The following is a 24,162-nucleotide window of genomic DNA, read 5'->3' as shown; positions in this document are numbered from 1 at the left end:
GCGGCGGGTCAAGCGCACCCGGCGATCCATCGGCGCCCGATGCACGCAGACCGGGCATCGGCATGGTCACCCACACGAAAACAGGGATGCATGCCACGAAAACACCGCCGGCCCCTGCGGAACCGGCGGTGAGAAGGACATCTTGACGGGACGACGTTCAAACGGTGATGTCGAGCACGCTGCCGCGACCGCTGGCCTGGGGCGGCGGGGGCTGACGGTCGGCCGGGTTTTCCACCTTGCCGGCGGCAGGCACCGCCTCGACGGTCTGCGTGCCGCGCGGGTCGGCATAGCCTGCGACCTGGGTCGGCGCCACGGTCTGCGCGTTCAGGAAAGCGGCGGTGGGTGGGATCTGCATGGCCGTGCTCCGTAACCTCGGGACGGGCGACATCGATCACCCGTGCTCGACACAGATATCGTGATGAAGCGCGCACGGGTCAAGCCCCTGTTTGCACAGGCCTTCCGGCACCCCTGATGCCTCCGGTGTCCGATGGCTCATCGGATGCGGTTTGACGGAAGCCGTCCCCGCGCGCGATGATCCTGAAGACAGCGCGCCCTCTGCGCGCAGCCCGACCACGTCCCCACCTGCAAGCCCAACCTTTCCAGGGGTTCATGCGCCAGGACCGACCCGCCGCCCTTGCCCGATCGCTCACCATCGCCGCCCTGGCCCTGGGTGCGCTGCTGACCGTGGTTGCGGCAGGTCTGGCCTGGCGATCCTACGAGGCGGCGAAGACCGAGGCCGGCCGCCGTGCAACCGGGCTGGCCCTGCTTCTGGCCGAGCATGCCGCCCGGGCCATGGATGCGGTCGACATCGAAGTCGCACGCATCGCCGACCAGATCCGCAACGAGAACCGGCTGCCTGATCGTCAGGACAAACACTGGTTCGACCGGCTGCGCCACATCGCCGACGAGACGCCACAGATCCGGGCGCTGTGGCTGATCGATCCGGCCGGCCGGATCGTGCAGGTGACCCATGACTGGCCGGCCCCCCAGCTGACGGCCACCGATCACACCTATTTCGCCCGCGCCGCAGCCGGTGTCGACGGGCTGATCATCGATCCGCCGGTCGAAGGGGTGCTGACCGGCAAATGGTATGTTCCGGCCGCCCGGGCGATCCGGACCATCGACAACAGGTTTCTCGGCGTGGTGGCCGCGGCGGTCGACCCGGCCTATTTCATTCAGGTCTACCGTTCGGTGGATGTGGGTCCGGGTGGCCGCCTGCTGCTCCTGGACACCGACGGTCGCAAGCTCGGCAGCGTCCCCGACGGCGGCGACGGTGCCGGAAACGCCGCGAGTATCGTTGCAAGCCCCCGCAATCCTGCGGGTCTTGGCCGTGCCTGGAGCGATCCGACCCGCATCTCCGCGGATCGCGCCATGGTCGATCCCGACGACGGTGTGGCACGTCTCTACGGTCTTGCCGATGTCCCCGGGCGTCCGCTGGCCGTGGCGGCCGGCCTGTCGCTCGTCGACATCCGGGCGGCCTGGGCCGAAGCCCGTGTGGCCGATCTGGTCCTGATCGTGGTGGTGGCGGCCGTGCTCTCCGTCATGCTGCTTCTGATCCGCAGGCGCATCGTGGTTCCGATCGCCCGGCTGCACGCCGCGGTGGCGGAGCTGGGCGGAGGCGACACGATCCGGCCGGTGCCCGCCGTCGGCGGCGCGCGCGAGATCGTGGAGCTGGCAGACGGCATCGAGCGCATGCGCGCGGCTCTCGATCGCCATACCCGCGACCTTGAGGGGGAGGTCGCCGCCCGTACCGCCGAAGCCGCAGATCGCGGCAGGCTGCTGGACGGGGCCTTCGCGGCCCTTGGCCATGGGATTGCGATCTTCGACCAGGATATGGTGCTGGTGGCCTGCAATCAGCGCTATGCCGGGTTGATGGGGGTGCCCGAGGACCTGACACAGCCGGGCACACCGCTTGCCAGAATTGCGGAGCAGGCGCTTTACGAGGTGGCGGAGACGACACGCCCTGAGCGGATCGAGAAGCGGCTGGCCCTTGCCCGGATGCGCGAAACCGCCACGCTGACCGAAACCTCCGCCCAGGGGCGGGTGATCCGCATCACCCACAACCCCATGGCCGACGGCGGCTCGGTCGCGATCTATGAAGACGTCACCGAGGCGCGCCAGATCGACGCGGCGCTGCGCGACAGCGAATGGCGCTATCGGCTGCTGGCCGAAAACGCCGGCGACCTGATCCTGCGTCAGGATCCGGAAGGTACCATCCTCTACGCCTCTCCGGCATCGCAGGCCCTTCTGGGGCTGGAGCCCGACCGGCTGATCGGCCGGCGTCTGGCCGACCTCGTCGTGACCGAGGATGCCGACGTGCTTGCCGCCCACATGACCGCGCTTGTCGAGCACGGTCGCGATCGGGCGACCCTGCGCATGCGTCACGCCACCGGGCGCCCCGTCTGGGTCGAGGCCGGGGCCCGAATGATCCGCGACCCGCGCACCGGCACGCCCGCCGAATTCCACGCCAGCCTGCGCGATGTCGGCGAACGGGTGGCTGCCGACCGGGCCGCCACCGAGAATTCCCGCCTGCTCTCCACCACGCTGGACAGCATGCGCCAGGGGCTGTGCCTGCTTGATGCCGGGTTCCGTGTGGTGCTCCACAACCGGCGCTTCCTGGAGATGAACGGCCTGATGGCCGAGGACTGCCCACCCCTGGCCGATTTCGAACAGCTGATGCACCTGATGGCCCGGCGCGGAGAATTCGGCACCGGGCCGGCCTTCGCCGAAGTCACCCGCCGGTTGTCGGCATTGCGCAGGCCCTGGCCGCAAAGCTGGGAACGCCGCCGGCCCGACGGGACGGTGCTCGAAATGGCCAGCGCGCCCTTTCCCGGCGGCGGGCTGGTGATGACCTTCACCGACGTCACGACCAGACGCGCCGCCGAGCGCGAACTGGCCCGCCAGACCGAAGTGCTGCGCCTGACCATCGATGCGATGGAACAGGGCCTGATGCTGGTGGACCGCACGCTCGACATCGTGGTGGTCAACCGGCGCTTCCAGGAACTGCTGGAGATCCCGAGCGGCATCGCCCGACCCGGCAATCCGATGACCGAACTGGTCCGCTTCGTCGCCCGTCGCGGCGAATTCGGCCCCGGTGATCCGGAACGACTGGCGGAAGCCTGGCTCACCCGGATGCGCGACCCCGCCTTGCTTGGGCAACCGGTAGAACATGTCCGCCCCGATGGCCGCCGGCTGGAACTGATTCGCCTGCCGGTTGACGATGGCGGCACCCTGACCATCTACACCGATGTCACCGATCGGCGTCGCATGCAGGATGCGCTGGAAGACGCCCGTGAACGCGCACTCGGCGCCGCAGAGGCGCGGTCGCGCTTTCTGGCCACGGTGTCCCACGAGATCCGTAACCCGCTGAACGCGATCCTGAACGCCCTGCATTTTCTGGACGAAACCGACCTCGACCCGGAGCAGGCCGGCCTGGCCCAGATCATGCGCCGCGCCTCGGAACTGCTGCTCGACCTGCTCGACGACGTGCTGGATCTGTCCCGGATCGAGGCAGGCAAGCTCGCCATCGATCCCAAGCCGTTCGACCCCGTCGCCCTCGCCCGCGACGTCAAGGCGATGTACGACCCGCAGGCACGCCGCAAGGGGCTGGAAATCGTCGTCGAGGCCGCGCCTTCGGTGCCACCTCGGCTGATGGGAGACCAGAGGCGGCTGCGCCAGATTCTGGTGAACCTGACCGGCAATGCCGTGAAGTTCACCGAGGCCGGGCGGGTCACACTCTGCCTCGATCTGGTGCCGGCCACGACGGGCGGCCCGCCTGTTCTGCGGATGGAGGTGATCGACACCGGTGTCGGCATCCCGCCCGAGCAGACCCGGCAGCTGTTCGAAGAATACTACCAGGCCGGCGCCGATCAGGCCGCCGCCATGGCACGCGGCACCGGCCTTGGTCTGGCGATCGTCAGACGCCTGACCGATCTTCTAGGCGGGCGCATCGGTTGCGACAGTGTCGCCGGAGAGGGCAGCCGCTTCTGGTTCGAGCTACCGGCCGTTCTGCCCTCCCCGCGAAGCCTGGCCAATGCCCACTCCCTGCTGGCTCCCGAGCCTTCAAGGATCCCGACCCGACGACATCCAGGACCGGAGACCATGCCCCGACACGCCGACACGGATGAGGTACCACCCCGCACACCCATCCGCATCCTGCTTGCCGAGGACAACGCCATGAACCAGATGCTGACCGCCCGCGCCCTGCAGCGGGCCGGCTATACGGTCGACAGCGTGAGTGAAGGCAATGCCGCGGTCGAGGCCGCAACGGCCCACGACTACGACCTGATCCTGATGGACGTCCAGATGCCGGGCCTGAGCGGGCTGGAGGCAACCCGCCGCATCCGGTCCATCGAGGGCCCGCGAGGCCGCACCCCGATCCTGGCCCTGACCGCCAATGCCGGACGAGAGGCAGCAGAGATCTGCCGTGCCGCGGGCATGGACGATCATCTCTCGAAACCCTTCAGGCGCGACGATCTGGTTGCGGCCGTGCGCCGCTGGCTGCCGGGAGGTGCCGAACGGCCCGACGGACAGGACGAGGGCGCAACGCCCCCCGATCAGGCACGGGGAGAAGGCGCCTGATCGGAAATCACCCTGACGGTTGTTCCAATTGCACGCATAAGGCAATATTTGTTTGAAACAATAGCGCGTATTGGTAGGATGATTCAGAAGCGGGGGCGCTCTTCAAGACCCTCGCCACCAGGCACATACGGGAACGGGGCAAACCATGGCCCAGATCGACGATGGTATCACAGATGCCACGTCCAGCGGAGCCGTGGCCGGCACTGGCGCCGGCCCGGTCGCCGGGGACGTGTCCGGCGGCACGCTGCGGACGGCCGCAGAAGCCGATCTGCCCGATGGCGGCAACAAATGGGCGTTCACCATTCTGGCGATCGCCTTCGGTGCCTTCGCCGCCGGTCTGCTGGTCGCCGGCAGTCTGCTGGCGGGTGTCGGCCACGGTCCGTCGGCCGACACGCCGGCAAAGCTCAACGTTCGCTTTGCCGATCCGTCCTGGGACGGCGTCTCCATTCCGGTCCATGCCCGCTGCAGCCGCTATGGTCCGGCCGGCGCATCGCCGGAACTGATCGTCGCGGGCCTGCCCGAAGGCACCCGCATGGTCGCCGTCGCCTTTAATGACGACAGTTACCGTCCACTCTCGACGGATGGCGGCCACGGCACGATCGCAGTTGCCGCAGACGGTGGCGTGGGGTGGGTTCTGGTCCCCTCCGTCCCCGGGGAAACGGCCGCTCTGCCCGAGGGCGTCATGATGCTTGCGCCCCATCGCGGCCGGCTGTCCCCCGGCACCGCCTATCTCGGCCCCTGTTCCGGCGGGACCGGCAATCATTATTCCGCCGAGATCGTCGCCCTGCGTACGCCCCTGCCGCCCCAGGGGGTGCGTCTCGCCATGGCCGGCGACGACGTACTTGCCCGCTCCACGATCAGTCTCGGCCGATATTGAGGCGCCGGTGCCGCACCGGCATCGCCCCCCGACACGATAAACGCCGCCTCCCGGAGCTGACCCGAGAGGCGGCGTTGCAGTCATTGCAGTGGCCCGATTTCGGAAAAAGACCGGCGGCCTATTTGTCGCGATCACGGGTCAGGGCTTCGATCTGCTTCTGCAGATCGTTCAGCCTGTCGGCCAGCTGCCGGATGTCCTCGCCGGCCGCCGGCGCGGCAGGCTGGGCCGCCGGCCGCTCCTCGGCCTCCTCGGTGCGAGGCGCCTCGGGCATACGCAGGCCACCTGCGAACATGCGCATGGCCTGCTCCATCATCTGCATATTCTGCTTGCTCATCTCCTCGATCGAGGGGAAGGGAAACAGATTGCCGAAGGTCCGTCGCACCTGCTCCTGATTCCGGGCAAGCGACTCCATCGACATTTCCAGATAGCGCGGCACGAAGGCCTGCAGACTGTCGCCGTAAAAGGAGATCAGTTGACGCAGGAAGCTGGTCGGCAGCAGATTGCGCCCCTTGCCTTCTTCCTCGACGATAATCTGGGTCAGAACCTGATGGGTGATGTCCTCACCCGTCTTCGCATCATTGACGATGAAGTCGATATCGTCCTTCACCATCTGCGACAGATGATCGAGCGTGACGTAGCTGCTGGTCGCGGTATTGTAAAGCCGCCGATTGGCGTACTTTTTGATCTTGACCTTTACCTTTTCGGTCCGCCCGGCGGTCGCTTCAGACTTCTCGGTCATTCTCTCCCCGCGCATTCATCGGGCCATGTCGGCGGGACACGGATCCCACGCCTCATGCATCCCGTATCGTTATCGGCCCGCATCGTTATCGGCCCGTATGGGTATCGGGCAATGTCGCCGCATCCGCCATGGGCGCCCCCTGCGCATCGGCGACCGGAGCCTTGCTGCACGGCAAAACCGACAAGAGACGCAGCATGGGTGATTAAATCACAGGGTTGATCCGCACCGCAACAAGAGGGGCCCGCAGTGCGGGCCCGCAGGGCGACGCGATCGCGCAACGGCATGCCTCTGGCGCTTTCACGCGGGCGCCCGGATCGGTATACTCTGCCCCATGTCGACCCCATCTGGCATACCGGCAACCGCCGCTGCTTTTCTCGACCTCTGGGAGCGCCAGGCGTCGGCGATGGTGACCGACATCAATCTCGCCAAGGCGATCGATGCCGCAGCGGTCGCCGCCGCCCGTTCGGGCGGCAACAGCGCGCCTGATCCGTCGAGGACCCCCTCTCCCGATGAGCCGAGCCGCAATCCGCCACGAGCCGGAAGAGACGCCGCAGACCACGGCAAAGGCGCCGCGCCGGCCGGGAAGCCGGGTACGGAAACGGCAGCCCGAGACCCGGCCGACGCCGGAGCCCCAGCCTCTGCCGCCGCCGTCTCTGCCCCCACCGGCGGAGACGCTGTTCCCCCGCAAGGGGCCACGGCCGATGCCCTATCATCTGGGGATGACCAGCGCCTTGCTGACCAGCTCCGTCGCGGCCTTGCCGATGCTGCGCGACGGCTCTCTGCCCTGGGCCCCGCATCTGGCGGCACGGGGGGCGCATCTGACCCAGGTGCTGCAGGGGCTTGATCCCGCCGTCATCGGTGCCGAGGTCGCGGCCGAAGCGAAACGCCGGCTGGAAGCTCTGCTGGCAGGCGTCAACCGCTATCGCGATCACCCCTATGTTCGCGATCTCCCCGACCCGCCGGTCATCTGGCAGGAGGGTGCGACCCGTCTGCTGGACTATGGCGCCGCCGATCCGCTGGGTTTCACCCCGGGCGATGACGGCCTCAGGGGCGAGGGTCGCATCGCCCTCTTCGTGCCGTCGCTGGTCAACCGCCACTATGTGATGGACCTGTCCCGCCGGCGCAGCCTGATGCGCTGGCTGATGGTCCGCGGCTTCCGCCCCCTGCTGGTGGATTGGGGCGTCCCGACCGGCACCGAACTCAACCTGTCCATCGAAGACTACGTCGCCCGCCGGCTGGGTGCGATGATCGCCCATGCCTCGGATCTTGCGGGCGGACCCGTCCCGGTCGTCGGTTATTGCATGGGCGGGCTGTTGACCATTGCAGGCGTCCAGCTGGCCCGCGACCGCGTCGCCCGCATGGCGCTGATGGCGACGCCCTGGGATTTCGCCGCCGGCGACACGGCGGAACGGCGCCTGATCCGGGTGCTGGGTCGGTCCATCCTGAAGACGGTGGAGCAGACCGGCAGCATGCCGGTCGACATGCTCCAGATCCTGTTCGTGGCCACCGACCCGGCCATGGTGCCCCGCAAATTTCGCGATTTCGCAGCCCTCGACCCCGAAAGCGATGCCGCCCGGGATTTCGTGGCGCTGGAAGACTGGCTGAACGACGGCGTGCCGCTGGCCGGGCCGGTCGCCCGCACGGTGGTTCACGACTGGTACGGCACCAACAAACCGGCGGAAGGCTGCTGGGAGGTGGCGGGAGAGACCATCGATCCCGGGGTGCTGGCCCCGATGCCGGTGCTTGTGGCCGTGCCGGAACGCGACCGGATCGTGCCGCCCCCCACCGCGGCCGCCCTGGCCGACATTCTGCCCGATGCCCGGCTGATCCGGCCGGCAGCCGGGCATATCGGCATGATGGTGGGCAGTCGTTCAGCGAAAGAACTCTGGGAACCGCTCGCGCACTGGCTGTGCGAAGAGCCGGCCCCGGCAGCGCGGCGGCGACGGCGCAGCCCCCCTCGAAAGTAGGGTACCGCGACCACCCGCCACGCTTTTCCGGCGAGAAAACGCCGCTATAGTAGGAACCGAGATAACGATCTGCGGCCCGGTGAAGATCAGCACCGTGCCCGCAGCCTGCGCGCCCCGCGCGACAGAACAGGAGACAGTCTCCCATGACCGACGCCGTCATCGTTGCCGCCGCCCGCACCCCGGTCGGTGCCTTCAACGGCGCGCTCGCGCCGCTTTCCGCCGCCGAGCTGGGCACCATCGCCATCCGCGAGGCCATTGCCCGCGCCGGCGTCGATGCCGCCGACGTGTCCGAAGTGATCATGGGCCAGGTTCTGACCGCCGCTGCCGGCCAGAACCCCGCCCGCCAGGCCTCGCTGCATGCGGGCGTCCCGCAGGAAGTGCCGGCCTGGGTCGTGAACCATGTCTGCGGTTCGGGCCTGAAGACCGTGGCGCTGGCCGCTCAGGCCATCAAGTCGGGCGAGGCGAAGATCGTCGTCGCCGGCGGCCAGGAAAGCATGTCGAACGCCCCGCATGCGGCCCCGCTGCGCCAGGGCAAGAAGATGGGCGACCTGTCGCTGGTCGACACCATGATCAAGGACGGCCTGTGGTGCGCCTTCAACGGCTATCACATGGGCAACACCGCCGAGAACGTGGCGCGCCAGTGGCAGATCACGCGTGAGGAGCAGGACGAGTTCGCCCTGGCCTCGCAGACCAAGGCCGAGGCGGCCCAGAAGGCCGGGCGCTTCGCCGATGAAATCGTGCCCGTCACGATCGCCGGCCGGAAGGGCGATGTCGTCATCGATACCGACGAATATCCGCGCCACGGCACCACGCTCGACATGCTGACCAAGCTGAAGCCCGCCTTCGACAAGGCCGGCAGCGTCACCGCCGGCTCTGCCTCGGGCATCAATGACGGCGCCGCGGCGACCATCGTGATGTCGGCCGAGGAAGCGGAGCGTCGCGGGCTCGAGCCGCTGGGCCGCATCGTCGCCTGGGCGCAGGCGGGCGTCGACCCGGCGATCATGGGCTCGGGCCCGATCCCGGCGACGCGCGCGGCCCTGGCCAAGGCCGGCTGGACCATCGACGATCTGGATCTGATCGAGGCCAACGAGGCCTTCGCCGCGCAGGCGCTGGCGGTCGGCAAGGATCTGGGCTTCGATCCCGCGAAGCTCAACGTCAATGGCGGCGCCATCGCCATCGGCCACCCCATCGGCGCCAGCGGCACCCGCATCCTCACCACCCTGCTCTTCGAGATGAAGAAGCGCGACGCCCGCCGCGGTCTCGCCACGCTGTGCATCGGCGGCGGCCAGGGCATCGCCATGCTGGTGGAGCGCTGACAGATCAGCCGGTTACGTTTTGAAGTGTCTGGTTCACGAAAAAGTCATTTTATTTCGAAACCAACCTTCGTAACGTAGCATCGTTTCCCGGGGGCGCCGGTCCCGTCGTCATGCTCAGGCGGCGGGTCCGGCGGGGAGCGAGACCCAGAGCAGTCCAATAAGCCTAGATCCAGGAGGCCAGGGAAGATGGCACGAGTGGCAATCGTCACCGGCGGTACGCGTGGTATCGGCCGTGCGATTTCGGAGCGTCTGAAGGCGGACGGGTTCACCGTCGCCGCCAATTATGCCGGCAACGACGCCGCGGCACAGGCGTTCTCGTCGGAGACCGGCATCGCCGTCTACAAGTGGGACGTGGGCAGCTACGAGGCCTGCGCCGAGGGCATCGCCAAGGTCGAGGCGGATCTCGGGCCGGTGGACGTGGTGGTCAACAACGCCGGCATCACCCGCGACGCCACCCTGCACAAGATGACCCAGGCCCAGTGGGACGACGTCATCCGCACCGACCTGACCTCGATCTTCAACATGTGCCGCCTGGTGATCGAAGGCATGCGCGCCCGCAGCTATGGCCGCATCGTCAACATCAGCTCGATCAACGGCCAGAAGGGCCAGATCGGCCAGGCCAATTATTCGGCCGCCAAGGCCGGCATGATCGGCTTCACCAAGGCGCTGGCACAGGAAGCCGCGTCCAAGGGCATCACCGTGAACGTGATCGCCCCCGGTTATGTTGACACAGAAATGGTTGCGGCGGTTCCCGAGGCGGTGCTGCAGAAGATTATCGGGACCATTCCCGTCGGCCGCCTGGGCAAGGCCGAAGAGATCGCCCGCGCGGTGAGCTTCCTCACTGCCGAGGATGCCGGCTTCATCACCGGCGCCACCCTCACCGTCAACGGCGCCCAGTACATCGCCGGCTGACCGGTTCCGCCCGCCGGCCACGACCATGGCCGGCGGGCCCCCGCTTCGGGGCCGGTCGCCGCACTGCCGATCCATCATCGGAAGGTGACACCGACCCATGACCAGCCCCCTCGCCACCCTGTCGCCGACCCGCCGCCTGCGCGCTGCGGTCGCCCTTGGTGCCCTGCTGGCGGCCCTGGCCGCCGCCTCGCCATCGCCGGCACGCGCCGAACGCGATGTGCCCGACGCAGCCACCGTGCTGACCCTGTCCGAGACCGCCACCACCACCGTCGCCGCCGATCGTGCACGGGCGACGCTGGCGGCCGAGGAACGCGGCGCCGATGCGGCGAAGGTTCAGGCCGATATCAACCGCAAGATCGAAGCCGCCCTCAAACTGGCGCGTGAAGCAGCGCCCGTGAAGGTCGAAACCGGCGGCTATGGTGTCTATCCGATCGACCAGGAAGACCAGGCCCGCGTCTGGAACGGCCGGCAGACGATCGAACTCGACAGCGCCGACATGACCGCGCTCGCCGAGCTTGCCGGCAAGCTCCAGGCTCAGGGTCTGGTGCTGCAGGATCTGTCGACCTATGTGTCGGAAGAACGCGCCCGGGCGGAAAGCGACAAGCTGACACTCGAAGCCATTCGTCAGATCCGGGCGCGTGCCGATCTGATCGGCAAGGAAATCGGGACCCGCACCGTGAAGATCCGGGCGCTGAGTCCGGGAAGCGGCCCTGGAACGCCCCAGCCGATCCCGTTCAAGGCGATGCGCATGGAAGCGATGGCGGCGTCCGACATGGCGGCCCCGTCGATCGAACCGGGCGAACGGACATTGCGCCTGACCGTCCAGGCAGAGCTGCTTCTGGAGCCGTGAGACCTGCCCCGACGCTGCGGCCGCATGCGGCCGCAGCGTCGGGGCTGCGTGAACCGGCCGGAAGGGGCAGAGTGACGGGGTCGGCAATCACCCCAGAGCCCCCGGATGCTCAAGAGCACTCTTCTCCCCCTTCAACGGCTGCACGATCAGTCGCCTTCATTCGAGGCGGAGCTGAACGACGCCAGCGCGGCGTTGACGTGTCGGCTCGCATGGTTCGACGAGGCAGATCCCGAGGAGGATGACGATGCTGCGCTGGAAGCGCTCATCGACGACCTGCTGCTGCTGTACGAACGCCTACTGATGCGGTCTCACCACGCGAGGGCTGCAGCGGGAAGGGAGACGGAGGAGATGTCGCCGATGGAGCATCTGGTTGTGCCCGGGGCGGCTTGCCGTACCACCGGTATGATCCGGCCCGTTGCGCCGACCGTGTTCAAGGTCGACCTGCAGGCGGGTTGTCTGCTGGTGCCGGCCGGAGACCGTGATGCCCTCGATGCATGGCTTGCCGCCATGCCCGAGTGAGGCACCGGTCTCCGGCATGAGATCGCCAGGAGTTCAGCCCGGCATGGTCTGTTGCATGGCCGGGCGCGCCGACATCGCTTCATACCATTCTGCCAGGCGAGGCCGCCCGTCGCGCCATGCATCGTCGGCGAAACGGAAATCCATATAGCCCAGCGCCGCGGCCAGTGCGATTCGTCCAAGGCTGGGATCGGTGCCGGCGAAACCGGCGGCCTCACCCTCAAGCAGATCGAGTGTGCGAACCATCTTTGCCTTCTGCCGCGCGTCCCAGCCCGCCCAGCGATAGGGCTCCGGCCGGCGCAGCCGCTCGATCAGCCGGGCGACACCTGCCTCGGTAATGCCATGACCGAGGGCAGCCAGGCGACGCTCCGCCACCCAGCCCTCCGGATCGACCGGCAGCAGACGGTTGCCGCCGAGGGTGCGATCCAGATATTCGGCGATGGTCAGACTGTCGACCAGGATCCGACCGTCATCCAGTTCAAGCGCAGGCACCTTCTCGAGAGGGTTCACCCGGTAGAGCCCGGACTCTTCGGTCCATGGGTCTGCGATGGCCATCTCCAGCCGGTCTGCGATGCCGAGTTCCAGGATTGCGAGGCGCACGATACGCGCAAAGGGCGAGGTGTTCGTGTAGTACAGCTTCATGGACCGCAGGTCTCTCTGATCGGCCACATCTTCCCGGCCCGACGCGGAATGTCGGGCAGGAAATCCTGGCGTTTCTCCCGGTCGAGAACGGTAGAGCAGATCCCGATCAGGTGGAACCACCGATCGGCCGCAGCCCCCGGGCGCAGGCGCCGCTCAGGCCCGGTCCTTGGCACTGCGGATCGCCGCGAAGACATCCTCGGCCGGTCGGCCGGCAAGCCCCATCGCCGCCGCAAGAACCGGATCGTCGGCCCGCAGGAAAGGGTTGGTCTCCTTTTCGTCGCCAAGACGCGACGGCACGGTGGCCCGCCCCTCTTCCCGCGCCCGTGCCACCGCCTCCGCCCGAACCGCCAGAGCGGGATTGGACGGGTCGATGCCGCGCGCGAACCGGGCATTGGACAGCGTGTATTCATGGGCGCAATAGACGGTGGTGTCGTCGGGCAGATCGCGCAGCTTCAGCAGCGACTGCCACATCTGGGGCATCGTGCCCTCGAACACCCGCCCGCAGCCCAGCGCAAACAGGGTGTCGCCACAGAACAGCGCGCCGTGCCGTTCGAAATACCAGGCGATATGGCCCGATGTATGGCCCGGCACGTCCAGAACCCGTGCCACCGCCCCCCCCAGATCATAGGCCTCGTCCTGGGCCAGCGCGATATCGATGCCGGGGATGCGTGCCCGATCTGCCGCAGGTCCGACGATGGTCAGCCCATAGCGCGCCTTCAGCTCCAGATTGCCACCGACATGATCGCCATGATGATGGGTGTTCAGGATATGGGTCGGCTGCCGCCCGGCACGCTCCAGCGCCGCCACCACCGGCCCGACCTCGGCCGGATCGACGATCGCGGTCGCGGTGGGCTGGTCGTCGTCGTCGACCTTGATCATCCAGACATAATTGTCCGAGAGGCAGGGAATGCGTTCGACATCGATGCGGATCATCTGGCTCGTCCTCGAGGCTCCGGAAGGGGCTGCCCGGCCTTATGCCGGCCATTTTCCATCATCATAACACGTCCGGCCAGCCGCCGTGCGACGGTGCGGCGCCTTGCCGGGGGCTCTTCGCGCCCCCATCTTGGGGGCTGCTGCCGGACATGTCGCCAGGGCACGCCGTCCGAACCCGCCGCCGGAGGATCGCGCCACCATGTGGCACGACATCATCGACCTCAGGAACTTCTACCAGTCGCGTGGCGGCCGGATCGCCCAGCGCCTGCTCCGTCGCGAGGTCCGCAGGATCTGGCCACGAATCGGACCGGCCGAAACCCTGCTGGGCCTCGGCTACGCCACGCCCTTCCTGCGCCCCTTTCTGGGCGAGGCCGGCCGGGTGATCGCCGCCATGCCCGCCCCTCAGGGCGGCCATGTCTGGCCCCATGAGGGGCCCAATCTGGTGACCCTGGTCGAAGAGGCAGAGCTGCCCTATCCCGATCAGAGCATCGACCGGCTGCTGATGGTCCATGCGCTGGAATTCGCGCCCGCCGCCCAGACCCTGCTGCGGGAATGCTGGCGGGTGCTGCGCCCCTCGGGCCGGCTGGTGGTGGTGGTGCCGAACCGGCGCGGTATCTGGGCACGGGTCGACCGCACCCCCTTCGGCCACGGCCACCCCTTCAGCACCGGACAGCTGACCCGGCTGCTGCGCAATGCCATGTTCGTGACCGGCGCCCCCGAGACCGCCCTGTTCGCCCCGCCTGCCGAGCGCGGATTGTTCCTGCGGCTGGCGGGACCGATCGAGCATTTCGGCCGGCGCTGGCTGCCGGCGGTGGGCGGTGTGGTGGTTATCGAGGCACAGAAACAGGTCTATGCCGCCACCCCGCCCGGGGGACGTCGGGCGCCGGCCCGGCTGGCGGTCCGCAGCCGTGCGCGCGGGGCCTGGGCCCCGGCGCGCACGGCCACGCTCAGCGATAGACGAGATCGCGAAGGGTGAGCGCCAGCGGCGACCAGTAGGTGATGACCGCCTGACACAGCATCACCACCCCGATGAAGGGCAGCAGATAGGGCACCATCCGGTTCAACGGCACCCGGGCCACGGCGCTGGCTGCGAACAGGTTCACGCCAAAGGGCGGGGTGAACATGCCCATCGCCAGATTGACCACCATGATGATGCCGAAATGCACCGGATCGATGCCGAAGGCGATCGCGACCGGCGCCAGGATCGGTGCGAGCACGATGATCGAGGCCGAGGTCTCGATGAACATACCGACCACGAACAGCACCACATTGACCGCGATCAGGAAGGCCCAGGGGCCCGAGAAGGTGTCGGCCAGATACCGACCCAGAGCCGCCGGCACGCCTGCCTGGGTGATCAGATACGAGAACAGCCCCGCCGCCGCGATGATGAACATGATCACCGATGACGAGATCACCGACTTGCGGAAAATCACCGGCAGGTCACGAAGCTTCAGTTCGCGGTGAAAGACGAAACCGATCACCAGCGCCGCCACCACGGCGATGACCGAGGCTTCCGTCGGCGTGAAGACACCGCCATAGATGCCGCCCAAAACCACCACCGGCAACATCAGCGAGGCAAAGGCCCGCCGGCCGGCGGTGAAGAGCGGCAGCCGGTCTTCGCCGTCGCGCGCGCCCCAGCCCTTGATCCGGCACCAGATCAGCACGGTCGCCGCAAGCGCCGAGGCAATCAGAAGCCCGGGGCCGAACCCGGCGATGAACAGCTCGCCGATCGACACCTCCGCCGACACGCCATAGAGGATCAGCGGAATCGAGGGCGGCACGATCACCCCCAGCTCGGCCGAAACCGCCTGCAGCGAGGCGGCGTGCGGCCTGGGATAGCCATGACGGGCAAGCGCCGGGATCAGGATCGCGCCGATGGCGAAGGTGGTGGCGACCGACGAGCCCGAGATCGCGGCAAAGATCATGCAGGTCAGGACGCAGGTGACGGCGAGGCCGCCGCGCAGACCGCCGACCAGCGCCTTGGCGAAGTCCACCAGACGCTGGGAAATCCCGGCCCGCTCCATGACGTTGCCGGCCAGGATGAAGAAGGGCACCGCGACCAGCGGGAACTTGTCGACGGCGATGAACAGCTGCTGCACCACGATCAGCAGCGGCAGTTTGGTGAAGGCATAGACGCCGACGGCGGCGGCCAGACCGACGGAGATGCCGACCGGGACGGAGAGCCCGAGCAGCACCAGCATGGCGATGAGCATACCCGCGGTCATGGCGTCAGACCTGCGTTTCGAGCGAGGGATCGGTTTCCTCGCGCCGGCTTTCGGGATCGAGCAGCCGCGCCAGCACCGCAATCATGCAGAAGGCCGCCCCGACCGGCAGGGCCGCATAGGCATAGCTGACCGGAATGTCGAGACCCGCCAGATTCTGGAACCGCACCCGGCGGACCACGATCCAGCCCTGCCAGACGACGAGTATCAGGAAGCCGGCCGATGCCGCCGCGATGACCACATCCAGCACGAGCCGGGCACGCCCCTTGAGGGCACGGCGCGCCAGATCCACCGAAACCGCGGCACCGGTCCGGAAGGCACCGGCGGCGCCCAGAAACACCATCCAGGCGATCAGCAGCTGGATGGCAACCTCGGTCCACGGGCTGGGCTGGGCCAGCACGAACCGCGCCACCACCTGCCAGAACCCCAGGAGAACCGCCAGGGCGAGTGCAATCATGGCGGTGAGAACCGCAAGACCGGTCAGCACCCGGTCCACGGCGAGAATCAGACGAATGATCATGTGGCCCCACCGATCGGAGGCGTGAACGACCCGGCAGCCGCCCCGGGATACGAAGGGAGGCAAACCGGGCCGTCACGGGTCAGGTCCGGCGGGAAGGGATCACTGCTTCCAGTCGCGGATGCGCTTGATCAGCTCCGGATCGAACCGCTTCTCGTATTCGGCATAGGCCGGCTTCAGCTCTTCCAGGAAGCGCGCCTTGTCGGGATGCTCGACCACCGTCATGCCGGCGGCCTCGAGCTTGGCGATGCCGTCGGCCTCGAAGGTCTCCACCTGCTTGCGCATGGCGTTGGCGCCGATCTTGGCCGCCGCCTTGAAGGCCGCCTTGTCCTCGTCCGACAGTTCCTCCCAGCGCGACGGCGCCATGATGAACAGCGCCGGCGAATAGACATGGCCGGTGAGCGACAGATACTTCTGCACCTGGGCGAAATTGCCCGACACGATCACCGGGATCGGGTTTTCCTGGCCGTCGATGGTGTGCTGCTGCAGGGCGGTGAACACCTCCGGGAAGGCCATCGGCGTCGGCAGGGCGCCGAGCGTGGTGAAGGCCCGCATATGCACGTCGTTCTGCATGGTGCGGATCTTCAGGCCCTTGACGTCCTCGGGCTCGGTCACCGCCTGCTTGCTGTTGGTCAGATGGCGGAAGCCGTTCTCCGCCCAGGCCAGCGCGATCAGGCCCCGCTCGGGGAACTTGTCGAGCACTTCCTGACCGATCTCGCCGTCGAGCACACCGCGGGCATGGGCGTAGTCACGGAACAGGAAGGGGATGTCGAAGACCAGGGTCTCGGGCACGAAATTGCCCACAGGGCCGGTCGAGGTCACCACCAGGTCGATGGTGCCGAACTGGGCGCCCTCGATCATCTCGCGCTCACCGCCCAGCGCGTTCGAGGGGAACATCTCCACCTTGAACCGGCCATCGGTCTTTTCCGCCAGCGCATCCGCGAAAGCCTGGGCGCCGACGCCGTAATGCGACGTGGCCGGCAGGCTGTAGCCCAGTTTCAGCGTCACAGGGTCGGCGGCGACCGCAGCACCGCCGAACATCACCATTCCGAGCAGGGCGGCCGCAGCCGTTCCGAGCATCGTCGGTTTCATCAGGACGTTCCTCCCTCTAAGGTCCCTCGTTCTTCTCATCGTCCGGCGGGGCCGGTTCAGGCGCGGGGCGCCGGAGCTCCGTCCCCCGGCCGCCGTTGGCCGCGGCTCGTTCCGGTGCGGCGACGACACTTCCCGGTCTGCCAGGGCCCCTTCCCCAAGGAGCACACCCCCGAGAGGCATATTTTCCCAAGGGGCATATCGTCGCGCTCTTCTGTTTTATCCTGCGGGCGGGGCCATGTCTCCCCTGGATCCACATGTTGGACGAGCGCATGCGTGGAAGCCGGGCCTTTGCTGTTGCGCACAACGGGCAGGCTGGGTGATCCTGCAAGCGTCCGACCACAGATCGGCCGCCCCCATGAGCCGCAACTCTCCAGATTTTCCGGTCAAACCCGATACCGCCTGGCGGCGCACGCTCGCCGCGGCCGATCGGGCAGCCTTGCGCGCACTCGCCCGGGGATGGCCGCTTGAACGGGTGCTGACCATCATCTGCACGGCGATGGAACGCCTGATCGACGGATCGGCCTGTTCAGTCCTGCTCATCGACGACGACCGGAAGCTGCGTCATGGCGCGGCTCCGCACCTCCCGCAGGCCTACAATGCCGCCATCGACGGCCTGGAGATCGGACCTTCGGCCGGCTCATGCGGCACAGCCGCCTATACCGGCCGCCAGGTCGTGGTCGAGGATATCCGCGAGAGTCCGCTTTGGGCCGACTATCGTGATCTGGCAGAGACCGCCGGGCTCAGAGCCTGCTGGTCCACGCCGATCCGTGATCCGGAAAGACGGACGATCGGCACATTCGCGATCTACTTCTCCGATCGCCGCGGCCCTACCCGCCAGCATCTGCGGACGGCCGCACATATGGCTGCACTCGCCGCCGTGGCGATCGGGCGGCGACGGGCAGACGATGCGGTCTTCGAAGCCAAGGCCCGCGCCGAGGCCGCCAGCGCGACCAAAACCACCTTCCTTGCCGGCATGAGCCACGAGCTGCGCACGCCGTTGAACGCGATCATCGGTTTCGCCGAGATCATGTCGGCCGAGATGTACGGCCCCCTCGGCTCTCCGCGCTATCAGGATTATACCCGGATCATCGCCACCAGCGGCCGGCACCTGCTGACCCTGATCGACGATCTGCTCGATCTGTCCAAGATCGAGGCCGGGCGCATGACGCTGGCTGCGGAACCGGTGGACCTGGCCGGGGTTGCCGCCGACGCCCTTGCGATGGCCGGGGCGGATGCGAAAGCGGTGGAGATCCGGGCGCCGGATACGCCGGTCACCGCCCGCGGCGACCGGCGGGCGCTGACCCAGGTCGCGCTCAACCTCGTCAGCAATGCCCTCAAGTTCAACCGGCCCGACGGCCGGGTCACCCTGCGGATCTTCCGGCCGGATCAGGATCATGCCGGGCTGGAGGTCAGTGACGAGGGCATCGGCATCCCGGCCAGCCGGCTGGCCGGTCTCGGCCAGCCTTTCGTGCGGGTGGAAAGCGATCACAAGCATCAGGGCACGGGGCTTGGCCTCTACATCTCGCGCAGCCTGATGGAATTGCAGGGTGGCCGGCTCGATATCGACAGCACCGAAGGCATCGGAACCACGGTTCGCGTCACCCTGCCCGCCGCCTGACCGCCGGCATCACCCCCGGTCGCGGCTCAGCACGAACATCCCGATCTCGCCGATCAGATTGGCATAGCCGTCCGGCGCATTGCGGCGCACCACCCGGCCGCGACTGTCGAGCGCGAGCGAGATTTCGATCCGCACGCCGGCATGTGCACAGGACCGGACGAAATCGGTGATCGTGCAGAGGTGGATGTTGGGCGTGTCGTACCAGGCATAGGGCAGTCCGCGCGTCCGCGGCATCCGTCCGCGGACCAGAAGATGCATCCGGCAGCGCCAGTGACCGAAATTGGGGAAGGACACGATCGCCCGTCGGCCGATGCGCACCAGATTTCGGATCACCATGTCCGGCCGCCGGGTCGCCTGCAGGGTCTGGCTCAGCACGACCACGTCGAAGGCATCATCGGGGAAGAAGTCGAGATCGTGGTCCGCATCGCCCTGGATCACCGACAGGCCACGAGCGACCGATTCCTGCACGCCCTGCTGGCTGATCTCGATGCCGCGGCCGTCGCAGCCCTTCACCCGGTCCAGATAGTGCAGCAACACCCCGTCACCGCAGCCGATGTCGAGAACCCGGGCCTGAGGCTCCACCATGCCGGCGATCAGGTCCAGATCGGGCCGCAGCGCCGGATAGCCATGCGCGTCGCGGATGACCCCCGGGCCCATCGGCCGGATCCGGTCGTCGGCCGGCGGAGAGAAGGATCTGGTCATGTCCGGTCGATCCCCGCATGCCCCGCCACGCCGTCCAGGAAGCCTTCGACGATGCGGGCGAAGACCGGCTCGTCGAGCAGGAAGGCGTCATGGCCGCGATCGGTCTCGATCTCGGTGAAGCTGACATTGCCGGCAACCGCCGCGATGGCGCGCGCCACGGCACGGCTCTCCGCCGTCGGAAACAGCCAGTCCGACGAGAACGAGATCACGCAGAACCGGACCCGGCTGCCGCGAAAGGCATGGGCCAGCACACCGCCGTGATCGGCCGCCAGATCGAAATAGTCCATCGCGCGGGTGATGTAGAGATAGCTGTTCGCGTCGAACCGGTCGACGAAGGTGCTGCCCTGATGGCGCAGATAGCTTTCGACCTGAAAATCCGCATCGAAACCATAGGAACGCGCGCCCCGGTCCTGCAGCCGCCGGCCGAATTTGTTGTGCAGCGCCATTTCGGACAGATAGGTGATGTGCGCGGTCATCCGTGCCACCGCCAGCCCCTTGACCGGCCGGCTGCCATGCTCGGCATAGCGCCCGTGATGCCAGTCGGGATCGGCCATGATCGCCTGGCGCCCCACTTCGTGGAAGGCGATGTTCTGCGCAGAATGACGGGCCGCCGTGGCGATCGGCACCGCCGCGAACAGCCGGTCGGGCAGGGATGCCGCCCATTGCAGCACCTGCATGCCGCCCATGGAACCACCGACCACCGCGAACAGCCGCTCGATGCCCAGATGGTCGATCAACAGGGCCTGGGCACGCACCATGTCGGCAATGGTCACGACCGGGAAATCGGTCCCCCAGATCCGGCCGGTCGCGGGATCGATGCCCGCAGGGCCGGTGGACCCCATGCAGCCGCCCAGGATGTTGGAGCAGATCAGGAAGTAGCGGTCGGTATCGATCGCCCGGCCGGGGCCGACCAGGTTTTCCCACCAGCCGGGCTTGCCGGTCACCGGATGGGTGCCGAGCACATGCTGATCGCCGGTCAGGGCATGACAGATCAGAATGGCGTTCGACCGCGCCGCGTTCAGACGGCCGAAGGTGGTGTAGGCGATCTCGATCGGCCCGAGGCTGCGGCCGCAATCGAGCGGCATCGGCTTGTCCACGGCCAGACATGCGATGCGGGTGACGCCGTCGGGCGCCCACCGGTCATTCTGTCCGGGACCCTCCGGCGTCGGATCCTCCGGCCCGTCTGGGGCCCGCCCGGCATCGGGGGCCATGGACGCCTCCCCTCATCTCAGGTTGCATCCCGATCGCATTATGACGACCAGTTGGGAAGACAGCTAGCGGCCGCCCCCCGGCCAGTGTCAACGTTTTCTTTGATTTTGACCGTGCCCGCGACTATCAATGGACGCCGGGCAGCGGACGCCCGACGATCGGTGGCGCGCGGCGTCTGCACGCAGCCGCACCTGCCGCGCCGACCGTTCCCGTCCGATGCCCGTCCGCCCGTCCCCCCTCGTCCACGATCGACCGCGCCGGCCGCACCCACGCGCCTCGCGTGTTCCCGGAGATCGCGCCGCCCATGTCCAGCACGGAACCGACGCCCGAAGAACGCCTTGATGCGCTGCGCCGGCAGATCGACACCATCGACGACGATCTCCATGACCTGATCGTTCGCCGGACGGAGCTGGTGGAGCGTGTGGGTGAGATCAAGCGCGAGGCCTGGGGGCAGGTCAGCTTCATCCGCCCCGGCCGCGAGGCGCGCATGCTGCGCCGTCTGAACGCCCAGCATCGCGGACGTTTCCCGCGACCGGTCCTGCTCCGGCTGTGGCGCGAGATGATCATCGGGTCGCTGTGTCTGGAAGGTCCGTTCTCGGTCGCGGTGCTGGATACGCGCGGCGACGGCGAGTACTGGGATCTTTCCCGCGACCATTTCGGCTCCTTCGCCCCGATGCATGCCTGGCGCAGCGCTTCCGACGTCCTGGCAGAGGTCAGCTCGGGCAATGCCACGGTGGGCGTCCTTCCCATTCCGGGGACCGGCGGTGCCGATGGCGATGCCCATTGGTGGCGCGGTCTGTTCAGCGAACGGCCGGGCACACCGAAGGTCATCGCCCGCCTGCCCTTCGTCCGCATGCCCAACAGCCGGGCTCAGGATCTGGACGGCCTGGTGATCGCCACCCTCGAGCCCGAGGCAACCGGCGACGACCGCACCCTGATCGCCGTCGAACTCGAAGGCTCCGAAATCAGCCGCGACCGGCTGTTCGAAGGCTTCGACCGCGCGGGGCTCAAGGCCCGCTGGGTGGACAGCCACGTGACCGGTGGCCCGGCCAATCTGCGCACCCATCTTCTGGAAGTGGCCGAATTCGTCGGGGCCGGCGACGAGCGGCTGGGCCGCCTGGCCGGCTGCTTCAACGACGTGGCCGTGCGGGTGATCCCGATCGGCGGATATGCCACGCCGCTTTCGGCCGAGGAACTGCGATACCCCGCGCCGCCGGCCGAATAAGCCGGCGGCCGCCCCCGCATCGGCAGAATGCCCGCGCCCCCGGGCCAGAAGACCAGAGACAGTGATCCGCCCGGCAGCCGCGACATTCCTGCGCACGGCCTTGCACGGGCCGCGGTTGACGATGAGTGGAGACCCCGCATGACCGCCCTTACGCCCCGTCCGGGCATCATGGACATCAAGCCCTATGTCGGTGGCAAGAATTCGGCCGACGGCGCCGTCCGGTCGATCAAGCTCGCCTCGAACGAGAACGATCTGGGCCCCAGCCCCAAGGCGGTGGAGGCCTATCTCTCCTGTGCATCGATGCTGCACCGCTATCCCGAAGGCGGTGCCGACGACCTGCGCGAGGCGATTGCCGAGGTGCACGGGCTCGATCCCGCCCGCATCGTCACCGGCTGCGGCTCGGATGAAGTGCTGACCCTGCTGACCCGCGCCTATGCGGGGCCCGAGGACCACGTCCTCTACAGCCAGTACGGCTTCCTGATGTACCCGCTGAACGCCAGGGGCGTGGGCGCGCAGCCGGTGGCGGCCCCCGAACAGGCGCTGGTCGCCGATGTCGACCAGCTTCTGGCCAAGGTCACGCCGAACACCCGGATCGTGTTCCTGGCCAACCCGAACAACCCGACCGGCAGCCTGCTGCCGTTCCCGGAGGTCCGCCGCCTGCATGCCGGCCTGCCGGCCTCGACCCTGCTGGTGCTGGACGCGGCCTATGCCGAATACGTCACCGACCCCGACTACTCGCCCGGTACCGAACTGGTCGACGCCGCCGACAATGTCGTGATGGCCCGGACCTTCTCGAAGATCTACGGCCTCGCCGCCCTGCGCGTCGGCTGGGCCTATTGCTCGCCCGTCGTCGCCGACGTGCTGAACCGGATCCGCAACCCGTTCAACGTGCCGCTGCCGGCGCAGATCGCCGCCGCCGCCGCCGTGCGTGACCAGGAACATGTGGCCCGGGTGCGCGACTACACGGTCGCCAAGCGGACCTGGCTTGCGGGCGAGCTGACGGCCCTTGGCCTGACCGTCCATCCCAGCCACGGCAATTTCCTGCTGGTCGACTTCCCCGCCGACGGGCCGAACACCGCCGCCCGCGTCTACGAAGCGCTGATGGCCGACGGCATCATCCTGCGCGCCATGGCGAGCTACGGCCTGCCCAATGCGCTGCGCATCACCATCGGTGCCGCCGACAGCCTCGACATCATGCTGGCCTCGCTGAAGAACATCCTGGGCCGCAACACCGACTGATCATCGCCGTAGCGGACGGGGCGCCGGCCGCCTCGTCCGTTGCCGACACCTGCCCTCCGCCTTCCGGAACCCGTCTCATGGTCAAGAACCCCCCGGTCATCGGCCGCCTTGCCATTCTCGGCATCGGCCTCATCGGCAGCTCCGTCTCCCGGGCGGCCCGCCAGTATGGCGCCGCGGGCGAGGTGGTGGCCTATGATCCGGATGCCGGACGGCTGGCGACGGCATTGGAGCTTTCGGCCATCGATCGTGCCGCGACCAGCATCGCGGATGCCGTGGCCGATGCCGACATGGTGCTGATCTGCGCACCGGTGGGTGCCATGGGCGGCATCGCGGCAGCCGCGGCCCCGGCCATGCGGCCCGGCGCCATCCTCTCGGATGTGGGGTCGACCAAGACCTCGGTGGTTGCCGACGTCGCCCCGCATGTCCCGGCCGGCATCCATTTCGTCCCCGCCCATCCGGTTGCCGGCACCGAAAAGTCAGGCCCGGAGCACGGCTTCGCCACGCTGTTCGACGGCCGCTGGTGCATCCTGACCCCGCCCTCGATCGAAGGGGCCGATGCCGGTGCGGTCGATCTCTGCACCCGGTTCTGGCGGGCGATGGGCAGCAATGTCGACGTGATGACGCCCGAGCACCACGACACGGTTCTGGCGATCACCTCGCATCTGCCGCATCTGATCTCGTACACCATCGTCGGCACGGTCATGGACCTGGAAGAGCACCACCACTGGGAGGTGTTCAAATATGCCGCCGGTGGCTTCCGCGATTTCTCGCGCCTGGCGGGGTCCGACCCGGTGATGTGGCGTGACGTCTTCCTGAACAACCGCGATGCGGTGCTGGAAATGCTCGGCCGCTTCACCGAGGATCTTCAGGCCCTGCAGCGGGCGATCCGCTGGGGCGAGGCGGACAAGCTCGAAGCCCTGTTCACCCGCACCCGCGACGCCCGGCGGGCGATCATCGAGGCGCGCCAGGCCTGACGCACCCCCGGCCCTGAGAACAACCCTCCGG

21 protein-coding genes are annotated in these 24,162 nt (G+C 67.9%); 12 read left to right on the top strand and 9 right to left on the bottom strand.

The window, feature by feature from the left end; all coding sequences use genetic code 11:
* Nucleotides 1-157: 157 nt before the first annotated feature.
* The gene (locus WI697_RS02825) at nt 158-355 is read right to left on the bottom strand and encodes a hypothetical protein (protein WP_345957272.1); all 198 of its coding nucleotides are present in this window, start codon (nt 353-355) and stop codon (nt 158-160) included.
* A gap of 254 nt (nt 356-609) precedes the next feature.
* Here WI697_RS02825 and WI697_RS02820 point away from each other — a divergent pair, with 254 nt between their 5' ends.
* Both WI697_RS02820 and WI697_RS02815 read left to right on the top strand, forming a co-directional pair.
* Nucleotides 610-4,581: a PAS-domain containing protein gene (locus WI697_RS02820; protein WP_345957271.1), complete on the top strand. Its 3,972-nt coding sequence runs from the start codon at nt 610-612 to the stop codon at nt 4,579-4,581.
* Nucleotides 4,582-4,726: 145 nt separating this feature from the next.
* Nucleotides 4,727-5,458, top strand: coding sequence for a YbhB/YbcL family Raf kinase inhibitor-like protein (locus tag WI697_RS02815; protein WP_062770230.1), 732 nt, complete (start codon nt 4,727-4,729; stop codon nt 5,456-5,458).
* Nucleotides 5,459-5,576: 118 nt separating this feature from the next.
* Here the strand turns inward: WI697_RS02815 and phaR are convergent, their stop codons facing one another.
* Nucleotides 5,577-6,197, bottom strand: a complete 621-nt coding sequence (gene phaR / locus WI697_RS02810; RefSeq protein ID WP_062770227.1) for a polyhydroxyalkanoate synthesis repressor PhaR — start codon at nt 6,195-6,197, stop codon at nt 5,577-5,579.
* A 509-nt stretch (nt 6,198-6,706) separates the two neighbouring features.
* On the opposite strand from phaR, the gene WI697_RS02805 reads away from it, so the two are divergent.
* The 5 genes from WI697_RS02805 (at nt 6,707) to WI697_RS02785 (ending at nt 11,761) form a co-directional block, all read left to right on the top strand.
* Nucleotides 6,707-8,164, top strand: coding sequence for an alpha/beta fold hydrolase (locus WI697_RS02805; protein ID WP_345957270.1), 1,458 nt, complete (start codon nt 6,707-6,709; stop codon nt 8,162-8,164).
* 143 nt (nt 8,165-8,307) lie between these two features.
* Complete coding sequence (locus WI697_RS02800) at nt 8,308-9,480, top strand: acetyl-CoA C-acetyltransferase (RefSeq protein ID WP_014743673.1); 1,173 nt, start codon at nt 8,308-8,310, stop codon at nt 9,478-9,480.
* A 186-nt stretch (nt 9,481-9,666) separates the two neighbouring features.
* Entirely contained in the window at nt 9,667-10,392 is a 726-nt protein-coding gene (gene phbB / locus WI697_RS02795; protein ID WP_014743672.1) for an acetoacetyl-CoA reductase, read from the top strand.
* 97 nt (nt 10,393-10,489) lie between these two features.
* Complete coding sequence (locus WI697_RS02790; RefSeq protein ID WP_062770221.1) at nt 10,490-11,242, top strand: SIMPL domain-containing protein; 753 nt, start codon at nt 10,490-10,492, stop codon at nt 11,240-11,242.
* A gap of 105 nt (nt 11,243-11,347) precedes the next feature.
* On the top strand, nt 11,348-11,761 hold the full coding sequence (locus WI697_RS02785; protein ID WP_062770218.1) for a hypothetical protein: 414 nt from the start codon (nt 11,348-11,350) through the stop codon (nt 11,759-11,761).
* A 33-nt stretch (nt 11,762-11,794) separates the two neighbouring features.
* Here WI697_RS02785 and WI697_RS02780 read toward each other — a convergent pair whose 3' ends face one another.
* A complete protein-coding gene (locus WI697_RS02780; protein WP_062770215.1) occupies nt 11,795-12,400 on the bottom strand; it encodes a glutathione S-transferase family protein in 606 nt (201 codons plus the stop codon).
* A gap of 153 nt (nt 12,401-12,553) precedes the next feature.
* The gene (gene gloB, locus WI697_RS02775; RefSeq protein ID WP_062770212.1) at nt 12,554-13,333 is read right to left on the bottom strand and encodes a hydroxyacylglutathione hydrolase; all 780 of its coding nucleotides are present in this window, start codon (nt 13,331-13,333) and stop codon (nt 12,554-12,556) included.
* Nucleotides 13,334-13,532: 199 nt separating this feature from the next.
* Between gloB and WI697_RS02770 the strand changes: the two genes are divergently transcribed.
* Nucleotides 13,533-14,309: a class I SAM-dependent methyltransferase gene (locus WI697_RS02770; protein WP_014743667.1), complete on the top strand. Its 777-nt coding sequence runs from the start codon at nt 13,533-13,535 to the stop codon at nt 14,307-14,309.
* Here WI697_RS02770 and WI697_RS02765 read toward each other — a convergent pair.
* The 3 genes from WI697_RS02765 to WI697_RS02755 all read right to left on the bottom strand — a co-directional run bounded on the left by WI697_RS02765 (nt 14,281) and on the right by WI697_RS02755 (nt 17,164).
* A complete protein-coding gene (locus tag WI697_RS02765; RefSeq protein ID WP_041604769.1) occupies nt 14,281-15,558 on the bottom strand; it encodes a TRAP transporter large permease in 1,278 nt (425 codons plus the stop codon). The two genes, WI697_RS02770 and WI697_RS02765, sit on opposite strands and share 29 nt — an antisense overlap.
* 4 nt (nt 15,559-15,562) lie before the next feature.
* The gene (locus WI697_RS02760) at nt 15,563-16,075 is read right to left on the bottom strand and encodes a TRAP transporter small permease (RefSeq protein ID WP_062770206.1); all 513 of its coding nucleotides are present in this window, start codon (nt 16,073-16,075) and stop codon (nt 15,563-15,565) included.
* Between the two features lie 99 nt (nt 16,076-16,174).
* The gene (locus WI697_RS02755) at nt 16,175-17,164 is read right to left on the bottom strand and encodes a TRAP transporter substrate-binding protein (protein ID WP_014743664.1); all 990 of its coding nucleotides are present in this window, start codon (nt 17,162-17,164) and stop codon (nt 16,175-16,177) included.
* 355 nt (nt 17,165-17,519) lie between these two features.
* Between WI697_RS02755 and WI697_RS02750 the strand changes: the two genes are divergently transcribed.
* On the top strand, nt 17,520-18,782 hold the full coding sequence (locus tag WI697_RS02750) for a GAF domain-containing sensor histidine kinase (RefSeq protein WP_062770203.1): 1,263 nt from the start codon (nt 17,520-17,522) through the stop codon (nt 18,780-18,782).
* Between the two features lie 9 nt (nt 18,783-18,791).
* On the opposite strand, the gene metW is transcribed toward WI697_RS02750, so the two are convergent.
* A complete protein-coding gene (gene metW, locus WI697_RS02745; protein ID WP_062770250.1) occupies nt 18,792-19,439 on the bottom strand; it encodes a methionine biosynthesis protein MetW in 648 nt (215 codons plus the stop codon).
* A gap of 41 nt (nt 19,440-19,480) precedes the next feature.
* Complete coding sequence (gene metX / locus WI697_RS02740; protein ID WP_385997876.1) at nt 19,481-20,695, bottom strand: homoserine O-acetyltransferase MetX; 1,215 nt, start codon at nt 20,693-20,695, stop codon at nt 19,481-19,483.
* A gap of 302 nt (nt 20,696-20,997) precedes the next feature.
* Here metX and WI697_RS02735 point away from each other — a divergent pair, with 302 nt between their 5' ends.
* The 3 genes from WI697_RS02735 to WI697_RS02725 all read left to right on the top strand — a co-directional run bounded on the left by WI697_RS02735 (nt 20,998) and on the right by WI697_RS02725 (nt 24,131).
* Nucleotides 20,998-21,918, top strand: a complete 921-nt coding sequence (locus WI697_RS02735; protein WP_014743660.1) for a chorismate mutase — start codon at nt 20,998-21,000, stop codon at nt 21,916-21,918.
* A 138-nt stretch (nt 21,919-22,056) separates the two neighbouring features.
* Nucleotides 22,057-23,157 (top strand): histidinol-phosphate transaminase, encoded by a 1,101-nt coding sequence (hisC, locus tag WI697_RS02730; protein ID WP_296715680.1) that lies wholly within the window; start codon nt 22,057-22,059, stop codon nt 23,155-23,157.
* Between the two features lie 77 nt (nt 23,158-23,234).
* A complete protein-coding gene (locus WI697_RS02725) occupies nt 23,235-24,131 on the top strand; it encodes a prephenate/arogenate dehydrogenase family protein (protein ID WP_014743658.1) in 897 nt (298 codons plus the stop codon).
* Nucleotides 24,132-24,162 lie beyond the last annotated feature (31 nt).

Source organism: Tistrella mobilis, from assembly GCF_039634785.1.
Lineage (GTDB): Bacteria > Pseudomonadota > Alphaproteobacteria > Tistrellales > Tistrellaceae > Tistrella > Tistrella mobilis.
The sequence above is the reverse complement of the archived record's forward strand: the minus strand, read 5'-3'. Positions and strand labels throughout refer to the sequence as shown.